The organism is Stutzerimonas stutzeri (assembly GCF_002909485.1).
GTDB lineage: Bacteria > Pseudomonadota > Gammaproteobacteria > Pseudomonadales > Pseudomonadaceae > Stutzerimonas > Stutzerimonas stutzeri_AH.
In genome coordinates this window covers 72,924-96,150 of sequence record NZ_PPXG01000007.1, presented here as the reverse complement: position 1 = coordinate 96,150, position 23,227 = coordinate 72,924, and the positions used below count along the sequence as shown (strand labels likewise).

The window sequence follows — 23,227 nt, the reverse complement described above, 5'->3', positions numbered from 1 at the left end:
CCTTTTTACTGAAGCGCGCAGCTGATTAGCTGACCTTGAGCACCAGCTTGCCGAAGTTGCCGCCAGTGAACAGCTTCATCAGCGTGTCGGGAAAGGTCTGCAGTCCCTCGATGATGTCTTCCTTGCTCTTCAGCTGTCCGCTGGAGAGCCACTCGGCCATGTCGCTCATCGCCTCGGGGTAGCGCGAGACATAGTCGGTCACCACCATGCCCTCCATTCGTGCACGATTGACCAGCAGCGACAGGTAGTTGGATGGGCCCTTCACCGCCTCTTTGTTGTTGTACTGGCTGATGGCGCCGCAGATCACCACCCGTGCTCCGACGCTGATGCGCGGCAGCACCGTATCCAGAATGTCCCCGCCGACGTTGTCGAAGAACACATCCACACCTTTTGGGCATTCGCGCTTCAGGCCGGCGGCCAGGTCTTCATTCTTGTAGTCGATTGCGCCATCGAAGCCGAGCTTCTCGGTCAGGAAGCGACACTTGTCCGCGCCACCGGCGATACCTACTACGCGACAGCCTTTGATCTTGGCGATCTGCCCGGCGATGCTGCCGACCGCGCCTGCTGCGCCGGAAATCACCACCGTCTCGCCGGCCTTGGGCTGGCCCACTGCGAGCAGGGCGAAGTAGGCGGTCATGCCGGTCATCCCCAGCGCCGAGAGGTAGCGGGGCAGCGGCGCCTGCTGCGGGTCGACCTTGTAGAAGCCCTTCGGCTCGCCGAGATAGTAGGCCTGCACGCCGAGCGCACCGTTCACATAGTCGCCTTCCTTGAAGTTCGGGTGCTGCGAGGCGATCACTTTACCGACGCCTAGCGCGCGCATCACCTCGCCGATACCCACCGGCGGAATATAGGACTTGGCGTCGTTCATCCAACCGCGCATCGCAGGGTCAATGGAGAGGTACTCGACTTTGACCAAAATCTGATTAGGGCCAGGCTCGCTCACCGGCTTCTCGACATAGTCGAAGGTTTCCCGGGTCGGCGCACCGATTGGCCGCTGGGCTAGCAGGAATTGCTGGTTGAGCAGGGTCATGAAATAAGCCTCGTGTTTGCGAAAGGTTTGGTTTAGCCCGACCAGCGCCGCGCCGCAAGGTACGTCAGGGGGCTGGAATGAATGGGCATCCAGTTCGGTGATATGACAGCAGCGGCGGTTAAATGCGCGGGCACATAGCGGTATAAGTTCGACCGGGATGCCTTATGCGGTCATTTCGCAAGCACAAGGTGAGTCGAATTCTTCAGGAAGAACACTTATGAGCATGACATTCTCCGGGCAGGTCGCTCTGGTTACCGGTGCAGCAGCAGGAATCGGCCGCGCCACGGCACAGGCATTCGCCGAGCAGGGTCTCAAGGTCGTGCTAGCCGACATCGACGAAGCGGGTATCCGTGACGGCGCTGAAAGCATTCGTGCCGCTGGCGGTGAGGCGATCGCCGTGCGCTGCGACGTGACGCGAGACGAAGAGGTCAAGGCGCTGATCGAACAGACGTTGGCGCACTACGGTCGGCTCGATTACGCGTTCAACAATGCGGGCATCGAGATCGAGCAGGGAAGGCTAGCCGAGGGTAGCGAGGCCGAGTTCGACGCGATCATGGGCGTCAACGTCAAGGGCGTCTGGTTGTGCATGAAGCACCAGCTGCCGGTCATGTTGGCGCAAGGTGGTGGCGCCATCGTCAACACCGCCTCGGTCGCGGGCCTGGGCGCCGCGCCGAAGATGAGCATTTATGCGGCGTCCAAGCATGCAGTGATCGGCCTGACCAAGTCGGCGGCGATCGAGTACGCGAAAAAGAAGATCCGTGTGAATGCGGTGTGTCCGGCGGTGATCGACACCGACATGTTCCGTCGCGCCTACGAGGCCGATCCGCGCAAGGCTGAGTTTGCCGCGGCGATGCACCCGGTGGGCCGGATTGGGAAGGTTGGGGAGATCGCAACAGCGGTGTTGTATCTGTGCTGCGATGGCGCCGCGTTTACCACCGGCCAAGCGCTGGCGGTGGATGGCGGGGCAACGGCGATCTAACGGCGAGCCCGGCGCTGTCTAGCCGGGCACTATTTGCTGCGTCGCTCAGGTGCGGCTGCGCAGAATGACCAACGTGATAACGCCTGCGATCAATCCCCAGAGCGCTGCTCCGATGCCGAACAGCGTCAACCCCGACGCCGTGACCATGAAGGTGATCAGCGCCGCCTCACGTTCGTTGGGTTGCTGCATGGCCTGGGTTAGCCCCGAGCCTATGGAGCCAAGCAGTGCCAGTGCCGCAACGGATAACACCAGCGCCGCCGGAAAGGCGGCAAACAGCGCCGCCAGAGTCGCGCCGAAGATGCCGGCGATGCCGTAGAAGACTCCGCACCACGCCGCAGCGGTATATCGTTTTTGCGGGTCGGGATGGGCTTCGGGCCCCGCGCAGATGGCCATGGTTATTGCCGCCAAGTGGATGCCGTGGGACCCGAACGGCGCCAGCAGCACCGAGGCGATGCCTGTGGTCGAGATCAATGGCGAAGCCGGCACCTGGTAACCCTCGGCGCGCAGCACCGCGAGGCCTGGCATGTTCTGCGAGGCCATGGCGATGACGAATAGCGGAATGCCGATGCTGAAAATCGCCGCGAAAGAGAGTGCAGGCGTCGTCCATACCGGTACTGCCACCTGTAGGCTGAAGCGTTGGAAATCCAGCAACCCGGAAACGCCGGCGATCAGGCATCCGACCAGCAACGCGGCGAATACGGCGTAGCGAGGCTGCAGCCGCTTGGCCAGCAGATAGCTGAAGAACATACCGAGTACCAGCACCGGCTGGACCTCAACGGCGCGAAAGATCTCGATTCCTATATTGAACAGCACGCCGGCCAACAGCGCGGCGGCCAGCGATGCCGGCACTCGCCGCATCAGGCGATCGAAGCTGCCTGTCAGGCCGCACAGGGCAATCAGCGCGGACGCGAATATGAAGGCACCGATTGCTTCGGCGTACGGCACGCCAGGCAAGCTGGTGATCAGCAGGGCCGCGCCCGGGGTCGACCAAGCCACCACTACCGGGGTGCGGTAACGCAGCGACAAACCGATACTGCAGATCGCCATGCCGATCGACAGCGCCCAGATCCAGGACGAAATCTGCGCCGCGCTCAGACCTGCCGCCTGACCGGCCTGAAACATCAGCACCAGCGAGCTGGTATAGCCGGTGAGCATGGCGATGAAGCCGGCCACGACGGTTGAGGGCGAGCTGTCGCTCAGTGGGCGCAGGGCGGTACGGCCGATCTCATTCATTCTTGCTTTCTACTTATTGAAATGTGTGGCGGGCTGCTGGTGCCGGGCCCCGTACAAGCCTATTGCCTCGCATGGCGATGCGTCCCGGTACAGCAGCACACGCATTAAACATAACAGTCGAGCCGGACACGAAATGCAGATCATCGCCATGCGCGATCGTTGAATCCCGTTCTGGCACCCTTGTTGCTATCTAGTTATTGCCTGCCGCGATGCGTCAAAAAAACCGCGGCTGTTGGAGGATTAGATGAGTCAGGGTGTTCAATTCAATCGCTTGATGCTGGAAATGCGGGCCATGCAGACCGATGCAATGGCGCGCGTCAAGCCGGAGGTAAAGACCCAAGAGGTCGGCGCTCCGAGCTTCTCCGACATGCTTGGCCAGGCGGTGAACAAGGTGCACGAAACCCAGCAAGTTTCGAACCAGCTGTCATCTGCCTTCGAAATGGGGCAAGGCGGCATTGACCTGACCGAAGTGATGATCGCTTCCCAGAAGGCTAGCGTTTCCTTTCAAGCCATGACCCAGGTTCGCAACAAACTGGTTCAAGCTTATCAAGACATCATGCAGATGCCGGTTTGAGGCGGATTGAATCATGGCTGAAGCGTTGAGCAACGTTCCGGTGCCGGCTACCTCCGAGGGTGCGAAGAAGCCCTTCCTGGGCCTGTCCTTCCTGGAAAACCTGTCTGATATGTCCATGCTGCGGCAGGTCGGCCTGTTGGTCGGTCTGGCAGCAAGTGTGGCGATCGGTTTTGCCGTGGTGCTCTGGTCACAGCAGCCAGATTACCGCCCGCTGCTGGGCAGTCTGGCGGGGATGGATGCCAACCAGGTAATGGAAACCCTCGCGTCCGCAGATATCACCTACACCGTCGAACCCAACTCCGGCGCACTGTTGGTGAAGGCCAATGATCTTGCGCGCGCTCGCTTGAAGCTTGCCAGCGCCGGTATCGGCCCGGCCGACAGCAATATCGGTTTTGAAATTCTCGACAAAGATCAAGGGCTCGGCACAAGCCAGTTCATGGAGGCGACCCGCTACCGCCGTGGCCTCGAAGGCGAATTGGGTCGCACCATCTCCAGCCTCAACAACGTCAAGGGCGCCCGTGTGCACCTGGCGATCCCGAAGAGTTCGGTATTCGTGCGTGACGAACGCAAGCCTAGCGCTTCGGTTCTGGTGGAGCTTTACCCAGGCCGTGCGCTGGAGCCGAGTCAGGTGATGGCGATCATCAATTTGGTCGCAACCAGCGTCCCGGAGCTGGGCAAATCGCAGATCACCGTGGTGGACCAGAAGGGCAATCTGCTATCCGACCAGCAGGAGCTCACCGAGCTGAGCATGGCCGGCAAGCAGTTCGACTACAGCCGTCGCATGGAAAGCCTCTATACCCAGCGCGTGCACAACATCCTGCAGCCGGTGCTCGGTAGTGGCCGCTACAAGGCCGAAGTTTCGGCGGATGTGGATTTCAGCGCGGTGGAGTCCACCTCGGAAACCTTCAATCCTGACCAGCCTGCGCTACGCAGCGAGCAGAGCGTCAATGAGCAGCGCCAGAGCAGCGTATCGCCGCAGGGCGTGCCTGGCGCGCTGAGCAATCAGCCACCTGGGCCGGCCGCTGCGCCTGAGCAGGCCAATCAGGCTGCCGCTGCTGCTGGTGCCGTGGCGCCTGGTCAACCGCTGCTGGACGCCAACGGTCAACAGGTCATGGACCCGGCGACCGGCCAGCCGATGCTTGCCCCTTTCCCGGCCGACAAGCGTGAGCAGGCCACACGTAACTACGAGCTCGATCGTTCCATCAGCTATACCAAACAACAGCAAGGTCGCCTTCGCCGGTTGTCGGTAGCGGTGGTGGTCGACGATCAGGTGACGCTCAATGCTGCTGGCGAAGTGGTGCGTGTGCCGTGGAATGCCGATGATCTGGCACGCTTCACCCGCCTGGTGCAGGACTCGGTGGGCTTCGACGCCAGTCGCGGAGACAGCGTCAGCGTGATCAACACGGCGTTCGTTGCCGACAGCTTTAGCGAGACGTTCGAGGAGATCCCGTTCTATTCGCAGCCGTGGTTCTGGGATGTCGTCAAACAGGTGCTCGGTGTGCTGTTCATTCTGGTGCTGGTGTTCGGCGTGCTGCGCCCAGTGCTCAAGAATCTCACCAACCCATCCAGCGGCAAGGAGCTGCAGGTCGCCAATGGCTCCGGCGAGCTGGGCGACGATGACGGGTTGGAGTCGGGACTGGCCAGTGATCGGGTTAGCCTGAGTGGTCCGCAGAACATCCTGCTACCAAGCCCCAGCGAGGGATATGAAGCCCAGCTGAACGCGATCAAGAACCTGGTGGCCGATGACCCGGGACGGGTAGCCCAGGTCGTGAAAGAGTGGATCAACGACGATGAGTGACAATCGAGTTCAAGCCAAGCTCAGCAAGGTCGACAAGGCCGCCATTCTGTTGCTCTCGCTGGGGGAAACCGACGCTGCGCAGGTGCTGCGTCACCTGGGGCCGAAGGAGGTACAGCGTGTCGGTACCGCCATGGCGCAGATGCGTAACGTGCAGAAGGCGCAGATCGAACAGGTGATGAGCGAGTTCGTCGAAATCGTTGGCGACCAGACCAGTCTGGGCGTCGGCTCTGATGGCTATATCCGCAAGATGCTCACCCAGGCGCTGGGCGAAGACAAGGCCGGTGGCCTGATCGATCGCATCCTGCTGGGCGGCAATACCAGCGGTCTGGACAGTCTGAAATGGATGGAGCCGCGCGCCGTCGCGGACGTGATCCGCTACGAGCACCCGCAGATTCAGGCCATCGTGGTGGCCTATCTCGATCCGGACCAGGCTGGCGAGGTGTTGTCGCATTTCGACCACAAGGTGCGGCTGGATATCGTCCTGCGCGTGTCCTCGCTCAATACCGTCCAGCCTGCGGCCTTGAAGGAGCTGAACCTGATTCTGGAGAAGCAGTTCTCTGGCAGCACAAACACCAGCCGCGCCAGCCTGGGTGGCGTGAAGCGAGCGGCGGACATCATGAACTACCTGGACAGCTCCATCGAAGGCCAGCTGATGGATGCGATCCGCGACGTGGACGAAGACCTGTCCAGCCAGATCGAAGATCTTATGTTCGTCTTCGACAACCTCGCCGAAGTCGACGACCGTGGCATCCAGGTGCTGCTACGTGAGGTATCCTCCGATGTGTTGGTGATGGCGCTCAAGGGCGCCGACGACGGCATCAAAGAGAAGGTCTTCAAGAACATGTCCAAGCGTGCCGGCGAGCTGTTGCGCGACGATTTGGAGGCCAAAGGTCCTGTGCGCGTCAGCGATGTCGAGAACGCGCAGAAGGAAATCCTTACCATCGCTCGCCGCATGGCCGAGGCCGGAGAAATCGTTCTGGGCTCCAAGGGCGGCGAAGAGATGATCTAAGTAGGTACGAACCCCAAACATGGCCAAGGACAACCCCAGCGACGTCATTCGTGCGAAAGATGTCAGCCTGTTCGATCGCTGGTCTTTGCCCAGTTTCGATCCGCAAGGTGAGGACCAGGTGCTGCCCTCGGCTAAGGTCGTGGAAGCGCCGGTCGAAGAGTTGGCGCGCAGCGAGGACGTCCCCGTCGAGGAAGTCAAACCGCTGACGCTCGACGAACTCGAAGCGATCCGTCAGCAGGCCTACAACGAAGGTTTCGCCACCGGAGAGAAAGATGGCTTTCATGCCGGTCAGCTCAAGGCGCGGCAAGATGCCGAGGCCGCTCTGGCCCCGCGAGTGGAGGGTCTTGAGCGGCTGATGGGCCAATTGCTCGATCCCATCGCCGATCAGGATCGTAATCTCGAGCACGCCATGGCGACGCTTGTCAGCCATGTGGCGCGTGAAGTTATTCAGCGCGACCTGCTGATCGATTCCACCCAGATTCGCCAGGTATTGCGCGAGGCACTGAAGCTGTTGCCCATGGGCGCGACCAACGTGCGAATCCACGTCAATCCGCAGGATTTCGAGCTAATCAAGGCACTGCGTGAGCGACATGAGGAAACCTGGCGAATTCTCGAGGACAGCAGCTTGCTACCTGGCGGCTGCCATATCGAAACTGAGCACAGTCGAATCGATGCCAGCATCGAGACGCGCCTCACCCAGGCCATCAAGCAACTGTTCGAACAGCAGCGCGAGAATGCCACCCGTCCTCCCGTAGCGGATTTGACCATCGATCTGGATGTGACCGATGCGCCTTGAGCGAGTCAGCTTCGCCAAGCGTTTCGAGGCCTACAGCGAAGCGATCAAACTGCCCAGCCAGCCCATGCTGGAGGGGCGTCTGCTGCGCATGGTCGGCCTGACGCTGGAGGCAGAAGGCCTGCGTGCAGCCGTCGGCAGTCGCTGCCTGGTCATCAATGACGATAGCTATCACCCCACCGAGGTCGAGGCCGAGGTGATGGGTTTTTCCAGCGGCAAGCTGTATCTGATGCCCGTTGGCAGTCTGGCCGGCATCGCGCCTGGCGCGCGGGTGGTGCCGCTGGTCAATACCGGTCGGTTGCCTATGGGTATGTCCATGCTCGGCCGCGTGCTCGACGGGGCAGGGCGGGCACTGGACGGAAAAGGCGGCATGAAGGCCGAAGACTGGGTGCCGATGGACGGTCCAGTGATCAATCCGCTCAAGCGTCACCCGATCAGTGAGCCACTGGACGTGGGTATTCGCAGCATCAATGGGTTGCTCACGGTAGGGCGCGGTCAGCGTCTTGGGCTATTCGCCGGCACCGGCGTCGGTAAGTCGGTGCTCCTGGGCATGATGACCCGCTTCACCGAGGCCGACATCATCGTCGTCGGCCTGATCGGCGAACGTGGTCGCGAGGTCAAGGAGTTCATCGAGAACATCCTCGGCGAAGAGAGCATCAAGCGTTCGGTGGTGGTCGCATCGCCCGCCGACGAGGCGCCGCTTATGCGCCTGCGGGCCGCGCAGTACTGCACGCGTATTGCGGAGTACTTCCGTGATCAAGGCAAGAACGTGCTGTTGTTAATGGATTCCCTGACTCGCTATGCCCAGGCGCAGCGCGAGATTGCCTTGGCCATTGGCGAGCCGCCGGCAACCAAGGGCTACCCGCCATCGGTGTTCGCCAAGTTGCCCAGCCTGGTCGAGCGAGCCGGTAACGCTGAGCAGGGCGGTGGATCCATCACCGCTTTCTATACCGTACTGTCCGAGGGCGACGACCAGCAGGACCCGATTGCCGACGCCGCCCGTGGTGTGCTCGACGGCCACATCGTGCTATCGCGCCGCTTGGCCGAAGAGGGGCACTATCCTGCCATCGACATCGAGGCCTCCATCAGCCGGGTCATGCCGCAGGTAGTAAGCGCCGAGCACGTCCGTGCCTCGCAGCGCTTCAAACAGCTGTGGTCGCGCTATCAGCAGAGTCGCGATCTAATCAGTGTCGGCGCATACGTGCCGGGCGGCGACCCGGAAACGGATATGGCCATCGCCCGGCAGGCGGATATGGTCAGCTATTTGCGCCAGGGGCTCGACGAGAGTGAAGACCTCAACCGCAGCGCTGCACAGTTGGCCGCGATTTTCAGTCCCCGGCAAGGCGGCTAACCGGTGGTGGTCAGCCGAGCTGCGCGCCTAGCGCCGGTCATCGAGATGGCCGAGCGTGCCGAGCGCGACGCTGCGCGGTTGCTGGGCCAGGCGCAGGCGCAATTATCGCAGGCCGAGGCCAAGCTATCGGAGCTTGAACAGTATTTTGGCGATTACCAGCAGCAGTGGATGCAGCAAGGCAGTCAGGGCGTTTCCGGCCAATGGCTGATGAATTACCAACGTTTTCTTTCTCAGCTCGAATCGGCTATCGGCCAGCAGCAGCGTAGCGTCAATTGGCACCGTGACAATCTGCTCAAACTTCGTCAGCAGTGGCATCAAAAGCACGCGCGCGTGGAAGGACTGAGCAAGCTGATCGAAGGTTATCAGCGTGAAGCGCGGGTAGCGGCAGACAAGCGCGAGCAGAAGCTGCTCGACGAGTTCGCCCAGCGGCTTGCCGGTCGACCGCGGGAGCGTTGAGCACTCATGTCGGTCATTGTTTGCGTGCTAGCGCAAACGAACCGGATTCGTGCTTGCCGCGCCGCAGCTTGAGTGATAAATCTTCACCGGTTTTTACGCAGTGATTAATTCGGTAGGGTTGCGAATTCGCGTTCGGTCCCCCTCGGTCTGGTTACAGACCCCGAATTGCTTTTTTTCAGCCGGATACGGCTGTCCAATTCGCATCAGCGACGGCTGCCAACACCGGCAGTCTTCAAGACGTTCCGGATCAGGGAGTGCCACATGACCATTACTTCGCAGCCTTCGGTGGATGGGCAAGAGCTGACCATTACCATCAGCGGACGCTTCGACTTCAATGCGCATCAGGCTTTCCGTGATGCCTATCAGCGCCAGGACGTGAGTCCGCGACGTTATGTGGTGAACCTGCAGGGCACTACCTACATGGACAGCTCCGCCCTCGGCATGCTGCTTTTGCTTCGCGACCATGCGGGCGGCGATGAGGCGGACATTCGTCTGCTCAACTGCAATGCCGACGTCCGCAAGATCCTCTCGGTTTCCAACTTCGAACAGCTGTTCGTGATCGCCTGAGATGCCTACCTGGCTGTCGATCCTGATCGCCGAGGACAGTCCTGTCGATCGCATGCTGCTCTCCACCATTGTTGCTCGGCAGGGACATCGCGTGCTCACGGCGGCCAATGGTCAGGAGGCAGTCGAGCTTTTCCAGCGGGAACGGCCTCAGCTGGTGCTGATGGACGCTCTGATGCCGGTCATGGATGGTTTCGAGGCAGCCCGCCGGATCAAGCAGCTTGCCGGCGATGAGCTGGTTCCTATCATCTTCCTCACTTCGCTGACCGAGAACGAAGCACTGGTCAGTTGCCTTGAAGCCGGCGGTGACGACTTCATCGCCAAGCCTTACAACCCGATCATTCTCGAAGCCAAGATTCAGGCCATGCACCGTCTGCGGCGGCTACAGGCAACAGTGCTGGAGCAGCGCGATCTGATCGCCAGGCGCAATCGGCAGTTGCTCGATGAGCATCGTGCGGCAAAGGCAATATTCGATAAGGTCGCCCACGCCGGTTGCTTGAGTGCACCCAACATCCGTTATCGGCAATCGCCCCGGGCGCTGTTCAATGGCGATCTGCTGCTGGCTGCGCAGGCGCCGGCAGGGCAGATGTTCGTGCTGCTTGGGGATTTCACCGGCCATGGCCTTCCGGCGGCCATCGGTGCCATGCCGCTGGCAGAGACCTTCTACGGCATGGCGGCCAAGGGGTACTCCAGCTCCGACATCCTTCGCGAGATGAATGCCAAGCTCAAGCAGATCCTCCCCGTGGAGATGTTCTGTTGCGCAACGCTACTGGACATCAATGCCAAGCAGGGAACCCTGCGCGTCTGGAGTGGCGGGCTTCCAGATGGTTATCTCATTTCCGCTGATGGCCGACGCACTGCATTGGTTTCCCAGCACCTGCCGTTGGGCGTAGTTTCCGCCGCGGCATTTGACGATAAGTTGCAGTACTACCCGCTGGCACCTGGCGATCGCCTGTTGTTGCTCTCCGACGGCGTCGTGGAAAGCCGCAATGCAGAGGACGAGCTGTTCGGCGAGCAACGGCTGTTGGCTGCACTCACTGCCAACCGCGAGCCGGCCCACCTGTTTGACGAGATCGAGCAGGCGTTACTCGACTTCCACGGGCAGCAGCAGGATGACCTGAGTCTCGTCGAAGTTGTGGTTACAGAGGATGCGGGGTTTATGCCGCTGACCAGTTCCGCAACGGCACATCGCATTCGCCCCATGGATTGGTCGGCCCACTTCGATCTGCGTGCCGATAGCTTGCGCAACGGCAACCCATTGCCGCAGCTGCTGCAAGTGCTGCTGCAGATCAACCAGATACGACCAAGAGTGGGCGCGATCTATACCGTATTGGGCGAGCTTTATTCCAATGCATTGGAACATGGCGTGCTCGGGTTGGATTCGGCACTCAAGTGTGATGCCGACGGTTTTAAGCAGTACTACGATTTGCGGCAGCAGCGTCTGCAGACGCTTGCTGACGGCCATATTCATCTTGAGCTGGGTATAAAGGCGGACTCACAGGGCGGTCAGCTGCGCATCGCCATCAGCGACAGCGGCTCGGGTTTCGATGTGGCGAGCGCGCTGCAGGTTCAACTGGGTAGTGATCAGTTCAGTGGCCGAGGTTTGCACCTGGTCCGCCAGTTAAGCGACGGGCTCGACTGGCAACCGGATGGGCGGGGGTTGAGCGTGGAGTTCGTCTGGCAGGCTGAGGCATAATTCAGCGCTTTGAAACAGGAGTGTACCGGTGTCCAACACTCATCTCGACAGCGCCGTGCTGGCTACGCTGCAGGACGTGATGGAGAGTGAGTATCCGGCACTGCTGGATACCTTCCTCGCCGATTCCGAGGAGCGGGTTCGCCTCCTCCGGCAGGCCTGTCAGGCTGATCAGGCCGAGACCCTGCGTCGGGCTGCCCACAGCTTCAAAGGCAGCTGCAGCAACATGGGCGCAACGCTGCTGGCTGAGCTCTGCCAGGAGCTGGAGAGTGCCGCAAGAGAAGAGCAACTTGCCGTGGCGCCGCGGCTCATCGAATCCATCGAACGTGAATTCGCCATCGTAGGCATCCTGTTTCGCGCCGAACGACAGCGCTATGGTTAAGCGGACAAATCTCTGACGCACACGTCGCCCGGCTGCTCGGGGGTGGTCGCGGCGCTTCGGGAATTCTGGGCGCTGGTAGCCGGAATCACGCGCTTTTGCGCGACCTTTTCATGTGGCCGCAGAGGCTGGCCCGGAACTTGCTCCGCTATCGCCACGATCCATCCGTAGCGGAATGACCCAATGGCTGTTTCCCCTGACCTGCTGCTCAAATCTCCTTCTGTAGACGCACGAGCGAAAGCTTCGTCCAAGGCTCCCGAAGCCCCGCGCGAGGCCCGGGATAGCGCCAGCTTTTCTGACGTGTACGCCAAGGAGCGTCAGCCGAAGCCGGTCGACCGTCCGGTGCGCAACGAGACCGGTCGGGACAAGCCCGTCGATGATAAGGCCCGGCAAGAGTCAGCTGGCGTGGCCAGTGACGAAAAGCCGGCGGTTGCCGAAAGCGGCAACCCCTTGCCTCCCGACGCGCCGGCGGAGGAAGTACCTGACGCTGAGCTCGACCCGCTGTTGTTGCTGGGCCTCGGAGGCCAACTGGTGCCGCAGGCCGAAAACGTGCCGGGTAGCGAACTTCAGGGGGAGTCGCTACTGGCAGGTTTATCGGTTGCGCAGGAGCTTGCCGCCGGTGACGAGGGCTTGGCTGCCGAAGAAACATCCCTTGCGAGCATGCGCGCGGTGGGTGAAACACCTTTCGGTATGCAGAAGGCTGCTCAGCAGCTGGGCAACCCGTTGGCAGATGCGCAAGCAAAGGCAGACGTAGATGACGGTTTCGCTAGCCTGCTGCTGGCCGAAAATGAGCCGGCCGATGGCGAGTTCGATCTGGAACTGGCGACCAAGGAGTTGCTGGACAGCGTGGACGGGCCCAAGGAAAGCCGCCCGGCGAGCGCCACTGAATTGGCTGCTGCGCGACTCAATCCGCTGAGCCAGGCGATCACCCAGCAGGTTCAACAGGCGCAACGGCCGGCGCTGGTGCCAGGCCAGCCGGTACAGATGCAGCAGACTGGCTGGAGCGAGGCTGTTGTGGATCGCGTGATGTGGCTCTCCAGCCAGAACCTGAAGTCGGCCGAGATACAGCTCGATCCCGCAGAGCTTGGGCGCATGGAAGTGCGTATTGATCTGAGCAAGGACCAGGCGCAAGTAACATTCCTCAGTCCGCATGCCGGGGTGCGAGACGCGCTGGAAGGGCAAATGCAGCGTCTACGTGAGATGTTCGCCCAGCAGGGCATGAACCTGATGGATGTCAACGTCTCCGATCAGTCGCTGGCGCGCGGCTGGCAAGGCGGTGCTGAAGGGGGATCGTCGCGAGGCTCTTCAGCTGAGGATGATGCGCCCGCTGAAGAATTGCAGGGCATCACGGATATTTCCGGCAACCGTACCTCGGGTGACCGCGGCTTGGTCGATTACTACGCCTGAGGCATCCGCCATTATTTGCTGATAGCCGGCACCTGATCCGACGGGGTCGCGCCGGTTTTCCGCCGCCGGTCGCGGCAGCGCGCATAGGTTTCGCCGCGCCGACGTCGCAGAGTTCATTTCCTGATACCTTGTCGGCACCTGGGTCAATGGCTTGCCGCCGTCACTGGCGGCTGCCTGATACGTTGGCACAGCAGTTGCTCTTAACTCGCAGAACCCGACCGAATCGCGGTTGATGACGGATATTTGGCATGGCTAAGAAACAGGCTCCAGCGGCAGTGCCGCCAACCGGCCCGGAAGCGGTGTCGGCAGGTAAAGGCCGACTGAAACTCATCATCGTCATCGTGGTCGCCATGTTGGTGGCTGTAGCGCTTTCCGTTGGCGGCACGCTGTACTTCATGGGCAAGGGAGACGATCTTGGCGGCAGCAAGTCGGAAGAAGCTGCGGCGGTCGTGTCAGGCAAGCAGCCTGCGATCTATGAAGTGCTGATGCCGGCATTCGTGGTCAATTTCAACCACAAGGGTCGGCAGCGTTACATGCAGGTCAGCATTGCGTTGATGACTCGTGATCAGGCAGCGTTGGACGCGCTTAAAGTCCACATGCCGTTACTGCGCAACCGGCTGGTAATGCTGCTGTCCAGTCAGGATTTCGAGGCGTTGAAAACGCCTGTTGGCAAGGAGATGCTGCGTCAGCAGGCGACTGCCAGCGTGCAAGAGCTGGCGCAGAAGGAAATTGGCAAGCTTGCCGTCGAGCAAGTGCTTTTCACCAACTTCGTATTGCAATAGAAGGCTGCCCAGATGGCTGTTCAAGACCTGCTCTCGCAAGACGAGATCGATGCGCTCCTGCACGGGGTCGACGACGGTCTGGTGGATACCGAGAGCGATTCCGAGCCGGGGTCCATCAAAAGCTACGACCTGACCAGTCAGGACCGCATCGTGCGTGGGCGCATGCCCACGCTGGAAATGATCAACGAGCGCTTCGCCCGTTACACCCGTATCAGCATGTTCAACCTGCTGCGCCGTTCGGCTGATGTGTCGGTGGGTGGCGTTCAGGTGATGAAGTTCGGCGAGTACGTGCATTCCCTGTATGTGCCGACCAGCCTCAACCTTGTGAAAATGAAGCCGCTACGCGGCACCGCGTTGTTCATCCTCGATGCCAAGCTGGTGTTCAAACTGGTGGACAATTTCTTTGGTGGCGACGGGCGACACGCCAAGATCGAAGGTCGGGAATTTACCCCGACCGAACTGCGTGTAGTGCGTATGGTGCTGGAACAGGCGTTCGTCGATCTCAAGGAAGCGTGGCATGCAGTGCTGGACGTCAACTTCGAGTACGTCAACTCGGAGGTGAATCCGGCGCTGGCCAACATCGTCAGCCCCAGCGAGGTGGTGGTGGTTTCCACCTTCCATATCGAGCTGGAGAGTGGCGGTGGGGATCTGCACGTGACCATGCCCTATTCGATGATCGAGCCGATCCGCGAGATGCTCGACGCCGGATTCCAATCCGATGTTGGCGACCAGGATGAACGATGGGTCAAGGCGCTGCGCGAGGACATGCTCGACGTCAGCGTACCGCTGGGCGCCACGGTCGTGCGACGACAGCTGAAGCTTCGCGACATCTTGAACATGCAGCCCGGCGATGTGATTCCGGTGGAAATGCCCGAAGACATGATCATGCGTGCCAATGGCATGCCGGCCTTCAAGGTCAAGCTGGGTGCCCACAAGGGCAACCTGGCATTACAGGTGCTGGAACCCTTGGTTCGTTCACGTTGAACCAGCCCTTTACTCAATTCGAGCCGTTCGAGGACTAGCGATGGCAGACGAACAAGACAACTCATCTCCCGAGGAACAGGCGCTTGCCGATGAATGGGCAGCAGCCCTGGCCGAGGCGGGTGATGCCAGCCAGGACGACATCGACGCATTGCTGAGTCAGGGGCCCGCGGCAGCGCCACCGGCGCCGCCGCGTGCACCACTGGAAGATTTTGCCAGCGCGCCGAAATCTACTGGCGTGCAGATGGGGCTCGATGGTCCGAACCTGGACGTGATTCTCGATATTCCCGTGTCCATTTCCATGGAGGTCGGCAGTACCGAGATCAGCATCCGCAACCTGCTGCAGCTCAATCAGGGGTCGGTGGTGGAGCTTGATCGCCTAGCCGGCGAGCCGCTGGATGTGCTGGTCAATGGCACGCTGATCGCCCATGGCGAAGTGGTGGTGGTAAACGAGAAGTTCGGTATCCGGCTGACTGATGTCATCAGCCCGACCGAACGCATCAAGAAGTTGCGTTGACATGCGGGCCCTTGCGTTTCTGATCGCGCTGCTGGTTCTGCCTGCCATGGCAGCGGAACCGGCGGCGAGCATGAGCAGTACCGGCATGGGCGCGCAGCTGGGCAAGCTGCTGTTCGGCCTTTTGCTGGTGATCGGGTTCATCTTCCTGCTGGCATGGCTGTTGCGCCGAGTGCAGCAGATGAATCCGCGTGGCACCCAGGTTATCAAGCTGATTTCCAGTCAGGCGCTTGGCCCTCGTGAGCGATTGGTGCTGGTCCAGGTCGGTGGTGAGCAGATCCTCATCGGCCTGAGTGGCGGGCGTATCACGCCATTGCACGTCATGCAGGAGCCAGTGCACCTACCGGATGCCGAGCCAGCCAACCCCGAATTCGCCCAGCGTCTGATGGAGCTGCTTGGCAAGGACCACAAGGACAGACCTTGATGTTGCGCATTTTGCTTGTGGCCATGCTGGTGCTGCTCAGCCCTCTTGCCATGGCACAGGAGCCTTCGGGCATCCTGGCTCAGGGAAACAATCCGCTATCGATTCCCGCAATTACCCTGACCACGGATGCCGAAGGGCAGCAGGAGTACTCAGTCAGCCTGCAGATCCTGCTGATCATGACGGCGCTGAGCTTCATCCCTGCATTCGTCATGCTGATGACCAGCTTCACCCGGATCATCATCGTCTTTTCCATCCTGCGTCAGGCGCTGGGGCTGCAGCAGACGCCTTCGAATCAGATCCTCGTTGGCCTGACCCTGTTTCTTACGTTGTTCATCATGGCACCGGTGTTCGAACGGATTAATCAGGATGCGCTACAACCCTACCTGAGCGAGCAGATACCGGCGCAGGAGGCCATCTCGCGGGCCGAAGTGCCACTGAAGAACTTCATGCTCGCGCAGACCCGCGAAAGCGATCTGGAGCTGTTCGTGCGACTGTCGCGGCGCACCGACATCGCTTCGCCGGAGGCGGCCCCGATGATTATTCTGGTGCCGGCCTTCGTCACTTCGGAGCTGAAGACCGCGTTCCAGATCGGCTTCATGATATTCATTCCGTTCCTGATCATCGACATGGTGGTGGCCAGCGTGCTGATGGCGATGGGCATGATGATGCTCTCGCCGCTGATCATCTCGTTACCGTTCAAGATCATGCTGTTTGTGCTGGTGGACGGTTGGGGGCTGATCATCGGCACTCTGGCCGGTAGCTTCGGCACCCTTTAGGAAACACGCAGATGACGCCAGAAGTAGCGGTGGACCTGTTTCGCGAAGCGCTGTGGATGACGGCGATGATAGTCGGTGTGCTGGTTGTACCCAGCCTGCTGGTCGGCTTGGTGGTGGCGATGTTTCAGGCGGCCACACAGATCAATGAGCAAACCCTGAGTTTTCTGCCGCGCCTGCTAGTCATGCTGATGACACTGATCTGGGCCGGGCCTTGGCTGGTGCGCGAGCTGATGGAGTACATGCAGAACCTGGTGCAAAACATTCCGCTGTTGATCGGGTAGCCGGCGTGCTTGAGCTGAGCAATGCGCAGATCGGCGGGTGGGTAGGGCAGTTCCTGCTCCCGCTGTTTCGCATCGCCGCCTTACTGATGAGCATGCCGATTATCGGCACCCAGTTGGTGCCGATGCGTGTTCGCCTTTATCTGGCGCTGGCCATTACGGTGGTGTTGGTGCCGACGCTGCCGGCAATGCCGGTGGTTGAGTCACTGAGCCTGGCATCGTTGCTGTTGATCGCTGAACAATTGTTGATCGGCGTGATGCTCGGGTTCGTCCTGCAACTGTTTTTTCACGTTTTCATCGTTTCAGGGCAGATGCTGGCGATGCAAATGGGGCTTGGTTTCGCCTCGATGGTCGATCCGGCCAATGGCGTCTCCGTGCCGGTGATCGGCCAGTTCTTCAATATGCTAGTGGTTCTGTTGTTCCTTTCGGTCAATGGCCATCTGGTGGTGCTGGAAATTCTCGCCGAGAGTTTCGTTACCTTGCCGGTGGGCGGCGGACTGTCGACCAACCATATGTGGGATGTGGCCGGTAAACTTGGTTGGGTCCTCGGCGCCGGCCTGCTATTGGTACTGCCTGCTATCACCGCGCTGCTGGTGGTGAATCTGGCATTCGGCTTGATGACTCGCGCTGCACCGCAGCTCAATATTTTTTCGATCGGCTTCCCGCTGACGCTGGTGCTCGGCTTGATCATCGTCTGGGTCGGCATGGCCGATATCTTTGCGCAATATCAGATATTCGTCAGCGAAGCGTTGATGATGCTGCGCGAGTTGGCCGGCGCACGTTGATGTCCTTGATCAAGCAGGAGGCCCGCAGTGGCTGAAAGCGAAAGCGGTGCGGACAAAAGCGAGGAACCCACAGATAAACGCCTGCGCGAATCCCGTGAAAAAGGGCAGCTGGCGCGCTCGCGTGAGCTCAGCACGGTAGCCGTCACGCTGGGCGGCATCGGTGGCTTGCTGGCGTCCGGTGGGAGTTTGGCGCAGACCCTGATGGCGATGATGCAAGGCACCTTTGAGCTGAGTCGGGAAACCGTGCTCGATGAAGGGTCCATGGTGCGGTTGCTCATGAGTAATGGCCTGATGGCATTGGAAGCAATCATGCCGCTGCTCATTGCGCTGCTGATTGCCTCGATCGTCGGTCCTGTTTCGTTGGGTGGCTGGCTGTTCTCGGGCAAAGCCATGGCGCCGAAGGTCAGCCGAATGAACCCGGCGGCCGGACTCAAGCGCATGTTCTCCACCAAGGCTCTGGTCGAACTGCTCAAAGCGCTGGGAAAGTTTCTGGTCGTGCTCAGTGTTGCGCTACTGGTGCTCTCGGCGTATCAGGACGATCTGCTGTCGATTGCCAAGCAGCCGCTGGATTTGGCCATCATGCACAGCGCCGAAATCGTTGGCTGGTGTGCTTTGTGGATGGCTTGCGGACTGATCCTGATCGCCGCGGTGGATGTGCCGTTCCAGCTTTGGGATAACAAGCAGAAGCTGATGATGACCAAGCAGGAGGTCAGGGACGAATACAAAGACTCCGAAGGCAAGCCGGAGGTCAAATCGCGTATTCGCCAGTTGCAGCGCGATGCTGCGCAGCGGCGCATGATGCAGGCCGTACCTGAGGCGGACGTGGTTATCACCAACCCGACGCACTTTGCCGTCGCGCTCAAATACGATGCGGCCAGGGGCGGGGCGCCGATGCTGGTCGCCAAGGGCGGTGACTTCGTGGCGCTGAAGATTCGCGAGATCGCACAAGAGCACAAGGTTACGGTATTGGAATCGCCCGCGTTGGCGCGGTCGGTGTACTACTCGACCGAGATCGATCAGGAGATTCCCGCAGGTTTGTACTTGGCCGTCGCCCAGGTGCTGGCGTACGTCTATCAACTGCGTCAATACCGCGGCGGTAAGGGAAGAAGGCCAGACCCGCTGGCCAATCTGCCTATCCCGCCGGATCTGCGCAGAGACGAGTAGCAAAGTCGGGCGGCGATCGTGCGGCCGCCGCCGCGTCCCCGTTCCGTTACTCGATGACGCCGCAGGCTACGCGCGCACCGCCACCACCCAAAGGCTGCGGATGATCCGAGTGGTTGTCGCCACCCTGGTGAATCATCAATGCCAGGCCCTTGATATCCCCTAGGCTCTTCAAGCGAGGCGCCAATACCGGCTGGCTGGCTTTGCCTTCGCTGTCGACGTACAGGGCGGGCAGATCACCCAGATGTCCGTCGCCCCAAGGCTCGCCATGCTTGCCGGTGTTTTTGGGGTCCCAGTGGCCGCCAGCAGCGCCTGCCGCGGTTGTTTTTCCATCTATATCCGCCGGCTGGCAGCTGCCCTTGGCGTGAATGTGGAATCCGTGAACGCCGGGTTGCAGGCCGGTCAGTTCGGGGCGGAATACCAGGCCGTACTCGTTGCTCTCAACCTTCACGTTGCCCACCGATTCGCCAATGCCTTGAGCGGTGACGGTGTTTACCTTGACGCTCAAGGTTTCGGCCTGGGCGGCGAGGGCGGTGCAGCCTGCAAGCGCGGCGATGATCCACAGTTTCATCTGATGCTCCTTTCGCACAAAACGGCAACGGAGTGTTGCCGATAGCAGTTGTGACTGTCTGTATCCGGTCGCGTTCGACGGCTCGGCCTTGCTGTGCTTCCGGATGGTGGTGGTATTCCGTTCGACCAGCGCTGCCGTGGGCTGAAAAAGTTGGACCCCTTCTTGCTATAGCTCGGTCAGGGCGCATTTCGCGTCAAGATTTCGTTCTGTATTCCCGGGGTCTATGTGGATCGCACGCAACTCATCAATATTCGCAATGGCCTGACGGGCGCCGGTCGCGGCAACCTCGGCGTGCCGCTGCTTTTGCTCGTGATGATGGGCATGATGATGCTGTCGGTACCGCCGTTCCTTCTGGATCTGCTGTTTACCTTCAACATTGCCTTGTCGATCGTCGTGCTGCTGGTCAGCGTCTACGCGCTGCGACCGCTTGATTTCGCGGTTTTTCCGACGATTCTGCTGGTCGCCACACTGATGCGTCTGGCGCTGAACGTTGCGTCGACGCGCGTGGTGCTGATCAATGGTCACGAAGGCGGCTCTGCTGCCGGCCATGTGATCGAGGCCTTCGGTAATGTGGTGATTGGCGGCAACTACGTCGTCGGTATCGTCGTGTTCGCGATCCTGATGATCATCAACTTCGTCGTGGTAACCAAGGGTGCCGGGCGAATCTCGGAAGTCAGCGCTCGCTTCACGCTCGACGCCATGCCCGGCAAGCAGATGGCGATCGATGCCGATCTTAACGCAGGTCTGATCGACCAGTCCGAAGCCAAGCTGCGGCGCGTTGAAGTCGCCTCCGAGGCAGACTTCTACGGTTCGATGGACGGTGCGAGTAAGTTCGTTCGCGGTGACGCCATTGCCGGCTTGCTGATCCTTTTCATCAACCTCATTGGTGGCGTCGGCATTGGCATGGCGCAACACGGCATGAGCTTCAGTGAAGCCGGCCAGGTGTATGCGCTGCTGACCATCGGTGACGGTCTCGTCGCGCAGATCCCGTCGCTGCTGCTATCGACTGCTGCAGCGATCATGGTGACCCGTGTCACCAGCTCCGAAGATATGGGCCAGCAGGTCAACCGGCAGATGTTCGCATCGCCCAAGGCGTTGGCCGTAGCGGCTGGCATCATGATCGCCATGGGCCTCGTGCCTGGCATGCCGCATACCTCCTTTCTCGGCCTTGGCGTTGTAGCCGCAGCAGGTGCCTACTGGATCTGGCATCGGCAGAAGCAGGTCGTGAAGAAGGCCGAGCAGGAAGTGCAGAAACAGCAGGAACTGCTTCCTGCTCAGCGGACAGCGGAAACCAAGGAGTTGGGCTGGGATGATGTGACGCCCGTCGATATGGTGGGTCTTGAAGTCGGCTATCGCCTGATTCCGCTGGTGGATCGTAACCAGGGCGGCCAGCTGCTGGCGCGAATCAAGGGCGTACGCAAGAAACTATCCCAGGATCTGGGTTTCCTCATGCCCTCGGTGCACATTCGCGACAATCTCGATCTGCTACCCAACGCCTATCGATTGACGCTGATGGGAGTGAGCCTGGCCGAGGCCGAGGTCTATCCGGATCGCGAGTTGGCGATCAATCCGGGGCAGGTGTTCGGCCCCCTAAACGGCATAGCCGCCAGGGACCCGGCCTTTGGCCTGGAAGCTGTCTGGATAGAGGCAAGCCAGCGCGATCAGGCGCAGTCACTGGGTTACACAGTGGTAGACGCCAGTACGGTGGTCGCCACGCATCTCAATCAGGTGCTGCACAAGCATGCGCACGAGTTGCTAGGCCATGAGGAGGTACAGCAACTGCTGCAGTTGCTGGCCAAGAGCTCGCCGAAGCTGGCCGAGGAGCTGGTGCCGGGTATGGTCTCGCTCTCGACCCTGCTCAAGGTGCTTCAGGCGTTGCTGCAGGAGCAGGTTCCAGTGCGCGACATCCGCACCATCGCTGAAGCCATCGCGAATGCGGCTGCCAAGAGTCAAGATCCCGCCGCAATGGTCGCAGCTGTGCGGGTCGCGCTGTCCCGGGCAATCGTGCAAAACGTTGTGGGACTAGAGCCGGAGCTGCCTGTGATCACGCTGGAACCTAGGTTGGAACAGATCTTGCTCAATAGCTTGCAGAAGGCTGGTCAGGGCTCCGAAGACGGAATTCTGCTGGAGCCAGGAATGGCCGAAAAGTTGCAAAGGTCTTTGGTAGATGCAGCACAGCGTCAAGAAATGCTCGGTAAACCGGCAGTGCTGCTGGTAGCCGGCCCGGTTCGGGCGATGCTGTCGAGGTTCGCGCGGCTGGCGGTACCGAACATTCATGTTCTGGCCTACCAGGAAATACCGGACAACAAGCAAGTCACCATCGTCTCGACGGTGGGTCAGAATTAACCGAGGGTAGAAGGCCATGCAGGTCAAACGTTTCTTCGCTGCCGATATGCGCATCGCCATGAAAATGGTGCGTGACGAGCTGGGCGCCGATGCCGTGATCATCGGCAATCGCCGGGTGGCCGGTGGCGTCGAGCTGACCGCAGTGCTCGACTACCCGATGCAGTCCGCTCCCGCAGCGACCAAGCCCAATCCGGCGCTGGAAGCCGAGTTGCGCAAGACGCAGGCGCGCCTTGCCAATGCGCATGCAGAGCTGAGTACAGCACCTCGCGCGAAAATGCAGGATCGTCAACTGGTTGACGAGAAGCCGGCCGCGGTGACAAGCAAGCCACAAGCCGAACCTGTCGCCGCGCCTACTGCTTCGGTCGACGCACGTGCAATCGAGGCCATGTATTCTGAGTTGCACGGCCTGCGCGAGCTGATCGAAGTACAGCTCGGTTCGATTGCCTGGGGGCAGGAGCAGAGTCGCCGTCCGCAGCAGGCTGGCCTTTGGCGCCGTCTGCAGCGCATGGGGCTGCCGGCTGAACTCTCGCGTAGCCTTCTGGAAAAGGTTGCAGGGATCAACGAGCCCCGCCAGGCTTGGCGCATGGTGCTGGCGCACCTGGCTCAGGCGATCAAGGTCACGAAGAACGAACCGCTGGAAGAGGGTGGCGTAATTGCGCTTGTTGGTCCGGCCGGCGTCGGCAAGACCACGACCCTGGCCAAGCTGGCGGCCCGCTACGTGTTGAAGTACGGTGCGCAGAACATCGCGCTGGTAAGCATGGACAATTATCGCATCGGCGCGCAGGAGCAGCTCAAGACTCTCGGGCGCATCCTTGATGTGCCGGTACTGCAGATCGATCCAAGCCAGTCGCTGGTCAAGACGCTGGCGCCATTGGCGCGAAAGCGCGTGATCCTTATCGATACGGCGGGCCTTCCGGCAAACGACCCGACCCTGCGTATGCAGCTCGATGCGTTGTCTGATCGGGGGGTGAAATCGAAGAACTATCTGGTGCTGGCGGCAACCAGTCAGAGTCAGGTGTTGAAGGCGGCGTGGCACAACTATCGTCGCTGCGGCTTGGCTGGTTGTATCCTGACCAAACTGGACGAGGCGGGCAGCCTTGGTGATGTGCTTGGCCTCACAATCAGCCAGCACTTGCCGATAGCCTACCTCGCGGATGGGCCTCGGATCCCGGACGATCTGCACCTGCCGCGCAATCATCAACTGGTCAGTCGCGCCGTGAGTTTGCAAACCGGTGAGGAACCGAGCGAGGAAACCATGGCCGATATGTTCGCCGGTTTGTACAACGGCTCCTCACGGCGGGCCGGATGATGATGCGACAGCGGTTCCTGAATGAATCAGATGC

Annotated in this window: 24 protein-coding genes; 21 read left to right on the top strand and 3 right to left on the bottom strand. The window is 60.6% G+C overall.

The window, feature by feature from the left end; all coding sequences use genetic code 11:
• Positions 1-25 precede the first annotated feature (25 nt).
• The gene (locus CXK91_RS16955) at positions 26-1,030 is read right to left on the bottom strand and encodes an NADP-dependent oxidoreductase (protein ID WP_103457264.1); all 1,005 of its coding nucleotides are present in this window, start codon (positions 1,028-1,030) and stop codon (positions 26-28) included.
• Between the two features lie 217 nt (positions 1,031-1,247).
• Here CXK91_RS16955 and CXK91_RS16950 point away from each other — a divergent pair, with 217 nt between their 5' ends.
• Entirely contained in the window at positions 1,248-2,009 is a 762-nt protein-coding gene (locus CXK91_RS16950; RefSeq protein ID WP_103457263.1) for an SDR family oxidoreductase, read from the top strand.
• 45 nt (positions 2,010-2,054) lie between these two features.
• On the opposite strand, the gene CXK91_RS16945 is transcribed toward CXK91_RS16950, so the two are convergent.
• Positions 2,055-3,242, bottom strand: a complete 1,188-nt coding sequence (locus tag CXK91_RS16945) for a benzoate/H(+) symporter BenE family transporter (protein WP_103457262.1) — start codon at positions 3,240-3,242, stop codon at positions 2,055-2,057.
• 244 nt (positions 3,243-3,486) lie between these two features.
• Here CXK91_RS16945 and fliE point away from each other — a divergent pair, with 244 nt between their 5' ends.
• The 18 genes from fliE to flhB all read left to right on the top strand — a co-directional run bounded on the left by fliE (position 3,487) and on the right by flhB (position 18,970).
• Entirely contained in the window at positions 3,487-3,816 is a 330-nt protein-coding gene (fliE, locus tag CXK91_RS16940; protein ID WP_103457261.1) for a flagellar hook-basal body complex protein FliE, read from the top strand.
• A 13-nt stretch (positions 3,817-3,829) separates the two neighbouring features.
• The gene (gene fliF, locus CXK91_RS16935; RefSeq protein ID WP_103457260.1) at positions 3,830-5,614 is read left to right on the top strand and encodes a flagellar basal-body MS-ring/collar protein FliF; all 1,785 of its coding nucleotides are present in this window, start codon (positions 3,830-3,832) and stop codon (positions 5,612-5,614) included.
• Positions 5,607-6,623 (top strand): flagellar motor switch protein FliG, encoded by a 1,017-nt coding sequence (fliG, locus tag CXK91_RS16930; RefSeq protein WP_103457259.1) that lies wholly within the window; start codon positions 5,607-5,609, stop codon positions 6,621-6,623. The genes fliF and fliG overlap by 8 nt, the downstream gene beginning before the upstream one ends.
• A 19-nt stretch (positions 6,624-6,642) precedes the next feature.
• Positions 6,643-7,419 (top strand): flagellar assembly protein FliH, encoded by a 777-nt coding sequence (gene fliH / locus CXK91_RS16925; protein WP_103457258.1) that lies wholly within the window; start codon positions 6,643-6,645, stop codon positions 7,417-7,419.
• Positions 7,409-8,767: a flagellar protein export ATPase FliI gene (gene fliI, locus CXK91_RS16920; RefSeq protein ID WP_103457257.1), complete on the top strand. Its 1,359-nt coding sequence runs from the start codon at positions 7,409-7,411 to the stop codon at positions 8,765-8,767. Before fliH ends, fliI begins: the two co-directional genes overlap by 11 nt.
• Before the next feature lie 3 nt (positions 8,768-8,770).
• The gene (gene fliJ, locus CXK91_RS16915; RefSeq protein ID WP_103457256.1) at positions 8,771-9,223 is read left to right on the top strand and encodes a flagellar export protein FliJ; all 453 of its coding nucleotides are present in this window, start codon (positions 8,771-8,773) and stop codon (positions 9,221-9,223) included.
• Positions 9,224-9,484: 261 nt separating this feature from the next.
• Entirely contained in the window at positions 9,485-9,790 is a 306-nt protein-coding gene (locus tag CXK91_RS16910; protein ID WP_103457255.1) for an STAS domain-containing protein, read from the top strand.
• 1 nt (position 9,791) lies between these two features.
• Complete coding sequence (locus tag CXK91_RS16905) at positions 9,792-11,483, top strand: ATP-binding SpoIIE family protein phosphatase (RefSeq protein WP_103457254.1); 1,692 nt, start codon at positions 9,792-9,794, stop codon at positions 11,481-11,483.
• Between the two features lie 28 nt (positions 11,484-11,511).
• The gene (locus CXK91_RS16900; RefSeq protein WP_103457253.1) at positions 11,512-11,862 is read left to right on the top strand and encodes an Hpt domain-containing protein; all 351 of its coding nucleotides are present in this window, start codon (positions 11,512-11,514) and stop codon (positions 11,860-11,862) included.
• A 180-nt stretch (positions 11,863-12,042) separates the two neighbouring features.
• Complete coding sequence (locus CXK91_RS16895; RefSeq protein WP_103457252.1) at positions 12,043-13,266, top strand: flagellar hook-length control protein FliK; 1,224 nt, start codon at positions 12,043-12,045, stop codon at positions 13,264-13,266.
• 248 nt (positions 13,267-13,514) lie between these two features.
• The gene (fliL, locus tag CXK91_RS16890; RefSeq protein ID WP_103457251.1) at positions 13,515-14,048 is read left to right on the top strand and encodes a flagellar basal body-associated protein FliL; all 534 of its coding nucleotides are present in this window, start codon (positions 13,515-13,517) and stop codon (positions 14,046-14,048) included.
• Between the two features lie 12 nt (positions 14,049-14,060).
• The gene (gene fliM / locus CXK91_RS16885) at positions 14,061-15,032 is read left to right on the top strand and encodes a flagellar motor switch protein FliM (protein WP_103457250.1); all 972 of its coding nucleotides are present in this window, start codon (positions 14,061-14,063) and stop codon (positions 15,030-15,032) included.
• 40 nt (positions 15,033-15,072) lie between these two features.
• Positions 15,073-15,546, top strand: coding sequence for a flagellar motor switch protein FliN (fliN, locus tag CXK91_RS16880; protein WP_103457249.1), 474 nt, complete (start codon positions 15,073-15,075; stop codon positions 15,544-15,546).
• Position 15,547: 1 nt separating this feature from the next.
• A complete protein-coding gene (gene fliO, locus CXK91_RS16875) occupies positions 15,548-15,967 on the top strand; it encodes a flagellar biosynthetic protein FliO (RefSeq protein ID WP_103457248.1) in 420 nt (139 codons plus the stop codon).
• Positions 15,967-16,743: a flagellar type III secretion system pore protein FliP gene (gene fliP, locus CXK91_RS16870; protein WP_103457247.1), complete on the top strand. Its 777-nt coding sequence runs from the start codon at positions 15,967-15,969 to the stop codon at positions 16,741-16,743. The genes fliO and fliP overlap by 1 nt, the downstream gene beginning before the upstream one ends.
• 11 nt (positions 16,744-16,754) lie before the next feature.
• On the top strand, positions 16,755-17,024 hold the full coding sequence (gene fliQ, locus CXK91_RS16865; protein WP_103457246.1) for a flagellar biosynthesis protein FliQ: 270 nt from the start codon (positions 16,755-16,757) through the stop codon (positions 17,022-17,024).
• Positions 17,025-17,029: 5 nt separating this feature from the next.
• Positions 17,030-17,806 (top strand): flagellar biosynthetic protein FliR, encoded by a 777-nt coding sequence (fliR, locus tag CXK91_RS16860; protein WP_103457245.1) that lies wholly within the window; start codon positions 17,030-17,032, stop codon positions 17,804-17,806.
• 27 nt (positions 17,807-17,833) lie between these two features.
• Complete coding sequence (gene flhB / locus CXK91_RS16855) at positions 17,834-18,970, top strand: flagellar biosynthesis protein FlhB (RefSeq protein WP_103457244.1); 1,137 nt, start codon at positions 17,834-17,836, stop codon at positions 18,968-18,970.
• Positions 18,971-19,016: 46 nt separating this feature from the next.
• Here flhB and sodC read toward each other — a convergent pair whose 3' ends face one another.
• The gene (gene sodC, locus CXK91_RS16850) at positions 19,017-19,538 is read right to left on the bottom strand and encodes a superoxide dismutase family protein (RefSeq protein WP_103457243.1); all 522 of its coding nucleotides are present in this window, start codon (positions 19,536-19,538) and stop codon (positions 19,017-19,019) included.
• Positions 19,539-19,763: 225 nt separating this feature from the next.
• Here sodC and flhA point away from each other — a divergent pair, with 225 nt between their 5' ends.
• Both flhA and flhF read left to right on the top strand, forming a co-directional pair.
• Positions 19,764-21,884, top strand: a complete 2,121-nt coding sequence (flhA, locus tag CXK91_RS16845) for a flagellar biosynthesis protein FlhA (protein WP_103457242.1) — start codon at positions 19,764-19,766, stop codon at positions 21,882-21,884.
• 16 nt (positions 21,885-21,900) lie between these two features.
• Positions 21,901-23,193, top strand: coding sequence for a flagellar biosynthesis protein FlhF (gene flhF / locus CXK91_RS16840; RefSeq protein ID WP_103457241.1), 1,293 nt, complete (start codon positions 21,901-21,903; stop codon positions 23,191-23,193).
• Positions 23,194-23,227: the final 34 nt, after the last annotated feature.

Bases quoted from the DNA above. Each gene is read 5' to 3' on its own strand.
- CXK91_RS16945 (WP_103457262.1), bottom strand. From the start codon at position 3,242: ATGAATGAGATCGGCCGTACCGCCCTGCGCCCACTGAGCGACAGCTCG.
- fliN (WP_103457249.1), top strand. From the start codon at position 15,073: ATGGCAGACGAACAAGACAACTCATCTCCCGAGGAACAGGCGCTTGCC.
- CXK91_RS16905 (WP_103457254.1), top strand. From the start codon at position 9,792: ATGCCTACCTGGCTGTCGATCCTGATCGCCGAGGACAGTCCTGTCGAT.
- fliI (WP_103457257.1), top strand. From the start codon at position 7,409: ATGCGCCTTGAGCGAGTCAGCTTCGCCAAGCGTTTCGAGGCCTACAGC.
- fliM (WP_103457250.1), top strand. From the start codon at position 14,061: ATGGCTGTTCAAGACCTGCTCTCGCAAGACGAGATCGATGCGCTCCTG.
- fliO (WP_103457248.1), top strand. From the start codon at position 15,548: ATGCGGGCCCTTGCGTTTCTGATCGCGCTGCTGGTTCTGCCTGCCATG.
- fliH (WP_103457258.1), top strand. From the start codon at position 6,643: ATGGCCAAGGACAACCCCAGCGACGTCATTCGTGCGAAAGATGTCAGC.
- fliQ (WP_103457246.1), top strand. From the start codon at position 16,755: ATGACGCCAGAAGTAGCGGTGGACCTGTTTCGCGAAGCGCTGTGGATG.
- fliF (WP_103457260.1), top strand. From the start codon at position 3,830: ATGGCTGAAGCGTTGAGCAACGTTCCGGTGCCGGCTACCTCCGAGGGT.
- fliL (WP_103457251.1), top strand. From the start codon at position 13,515: ATGGCTAAGAAACAGGCTCCAGCGGCAGTGCCGCCAACCGGCCCGGAA.
- flhF (WP_103457241.1), top strand. From the start codon at position 21,901: ATGCAGGTCAAACGTTTCTTCGCTGCCGATATGCGCATCGCCATGAAA.
- CXK91_RS16895 (WP_103457252.1), top strand. From the start codon at position 12,043: ATGGCTGTTTCCCCTGACCTGCTGCTCAAATCTCCTTCTGTAGACGCA.
- CXK91_RS16910 (WP_103457255.1), top strand. From the start codon at position 9,485: ATGACCATTACTTCGCAGCCTTCGGTGGATGGGCAAGAGCTGACCATT.
- sodC (WP_103457243.1), bottom strand. From the start codon at position 19,538: ATGAAACTGTGGATCATCGCCGCGCTTGCAGGCTGCACCGCCCTCGCC.
- fliG (WP_103457259.1), top strand. From the start codon at position 5,607: ATGAGTGACAATCGAGTTCAAGCCAAGCTCAGCAAGGTCGACAAGGCC.
- CXK91_RS16950 (WP_103457263.1), top strand. From the start codon at position 1,248: ATGAGCATGACATTCTCCGGGCAGGTCGCTCTGGTTACCGGTGCAGCA.
- fliP (WP_103457247.1), top strand. From the start codon at position 15,967: ATGTTGCGCATTTTGCTTGTGGCCATGCTGGTGCTGCTCAGCCCTCTT.
- fliE (WP_103457261.1), top strand. From the start codon at position 3,487: ATGAGTCAGGGTGTTCAATTCAATCGCTTGATGCTGGAAATGCGGGCC.
- CXK91_RS16955 (WP_103457264.1), bottom strand. From the start codon at position 1,030: ATGACCCTGCTCAACCAGCAATTCCTGCTAGCCCAGCGGCCAATCGGT.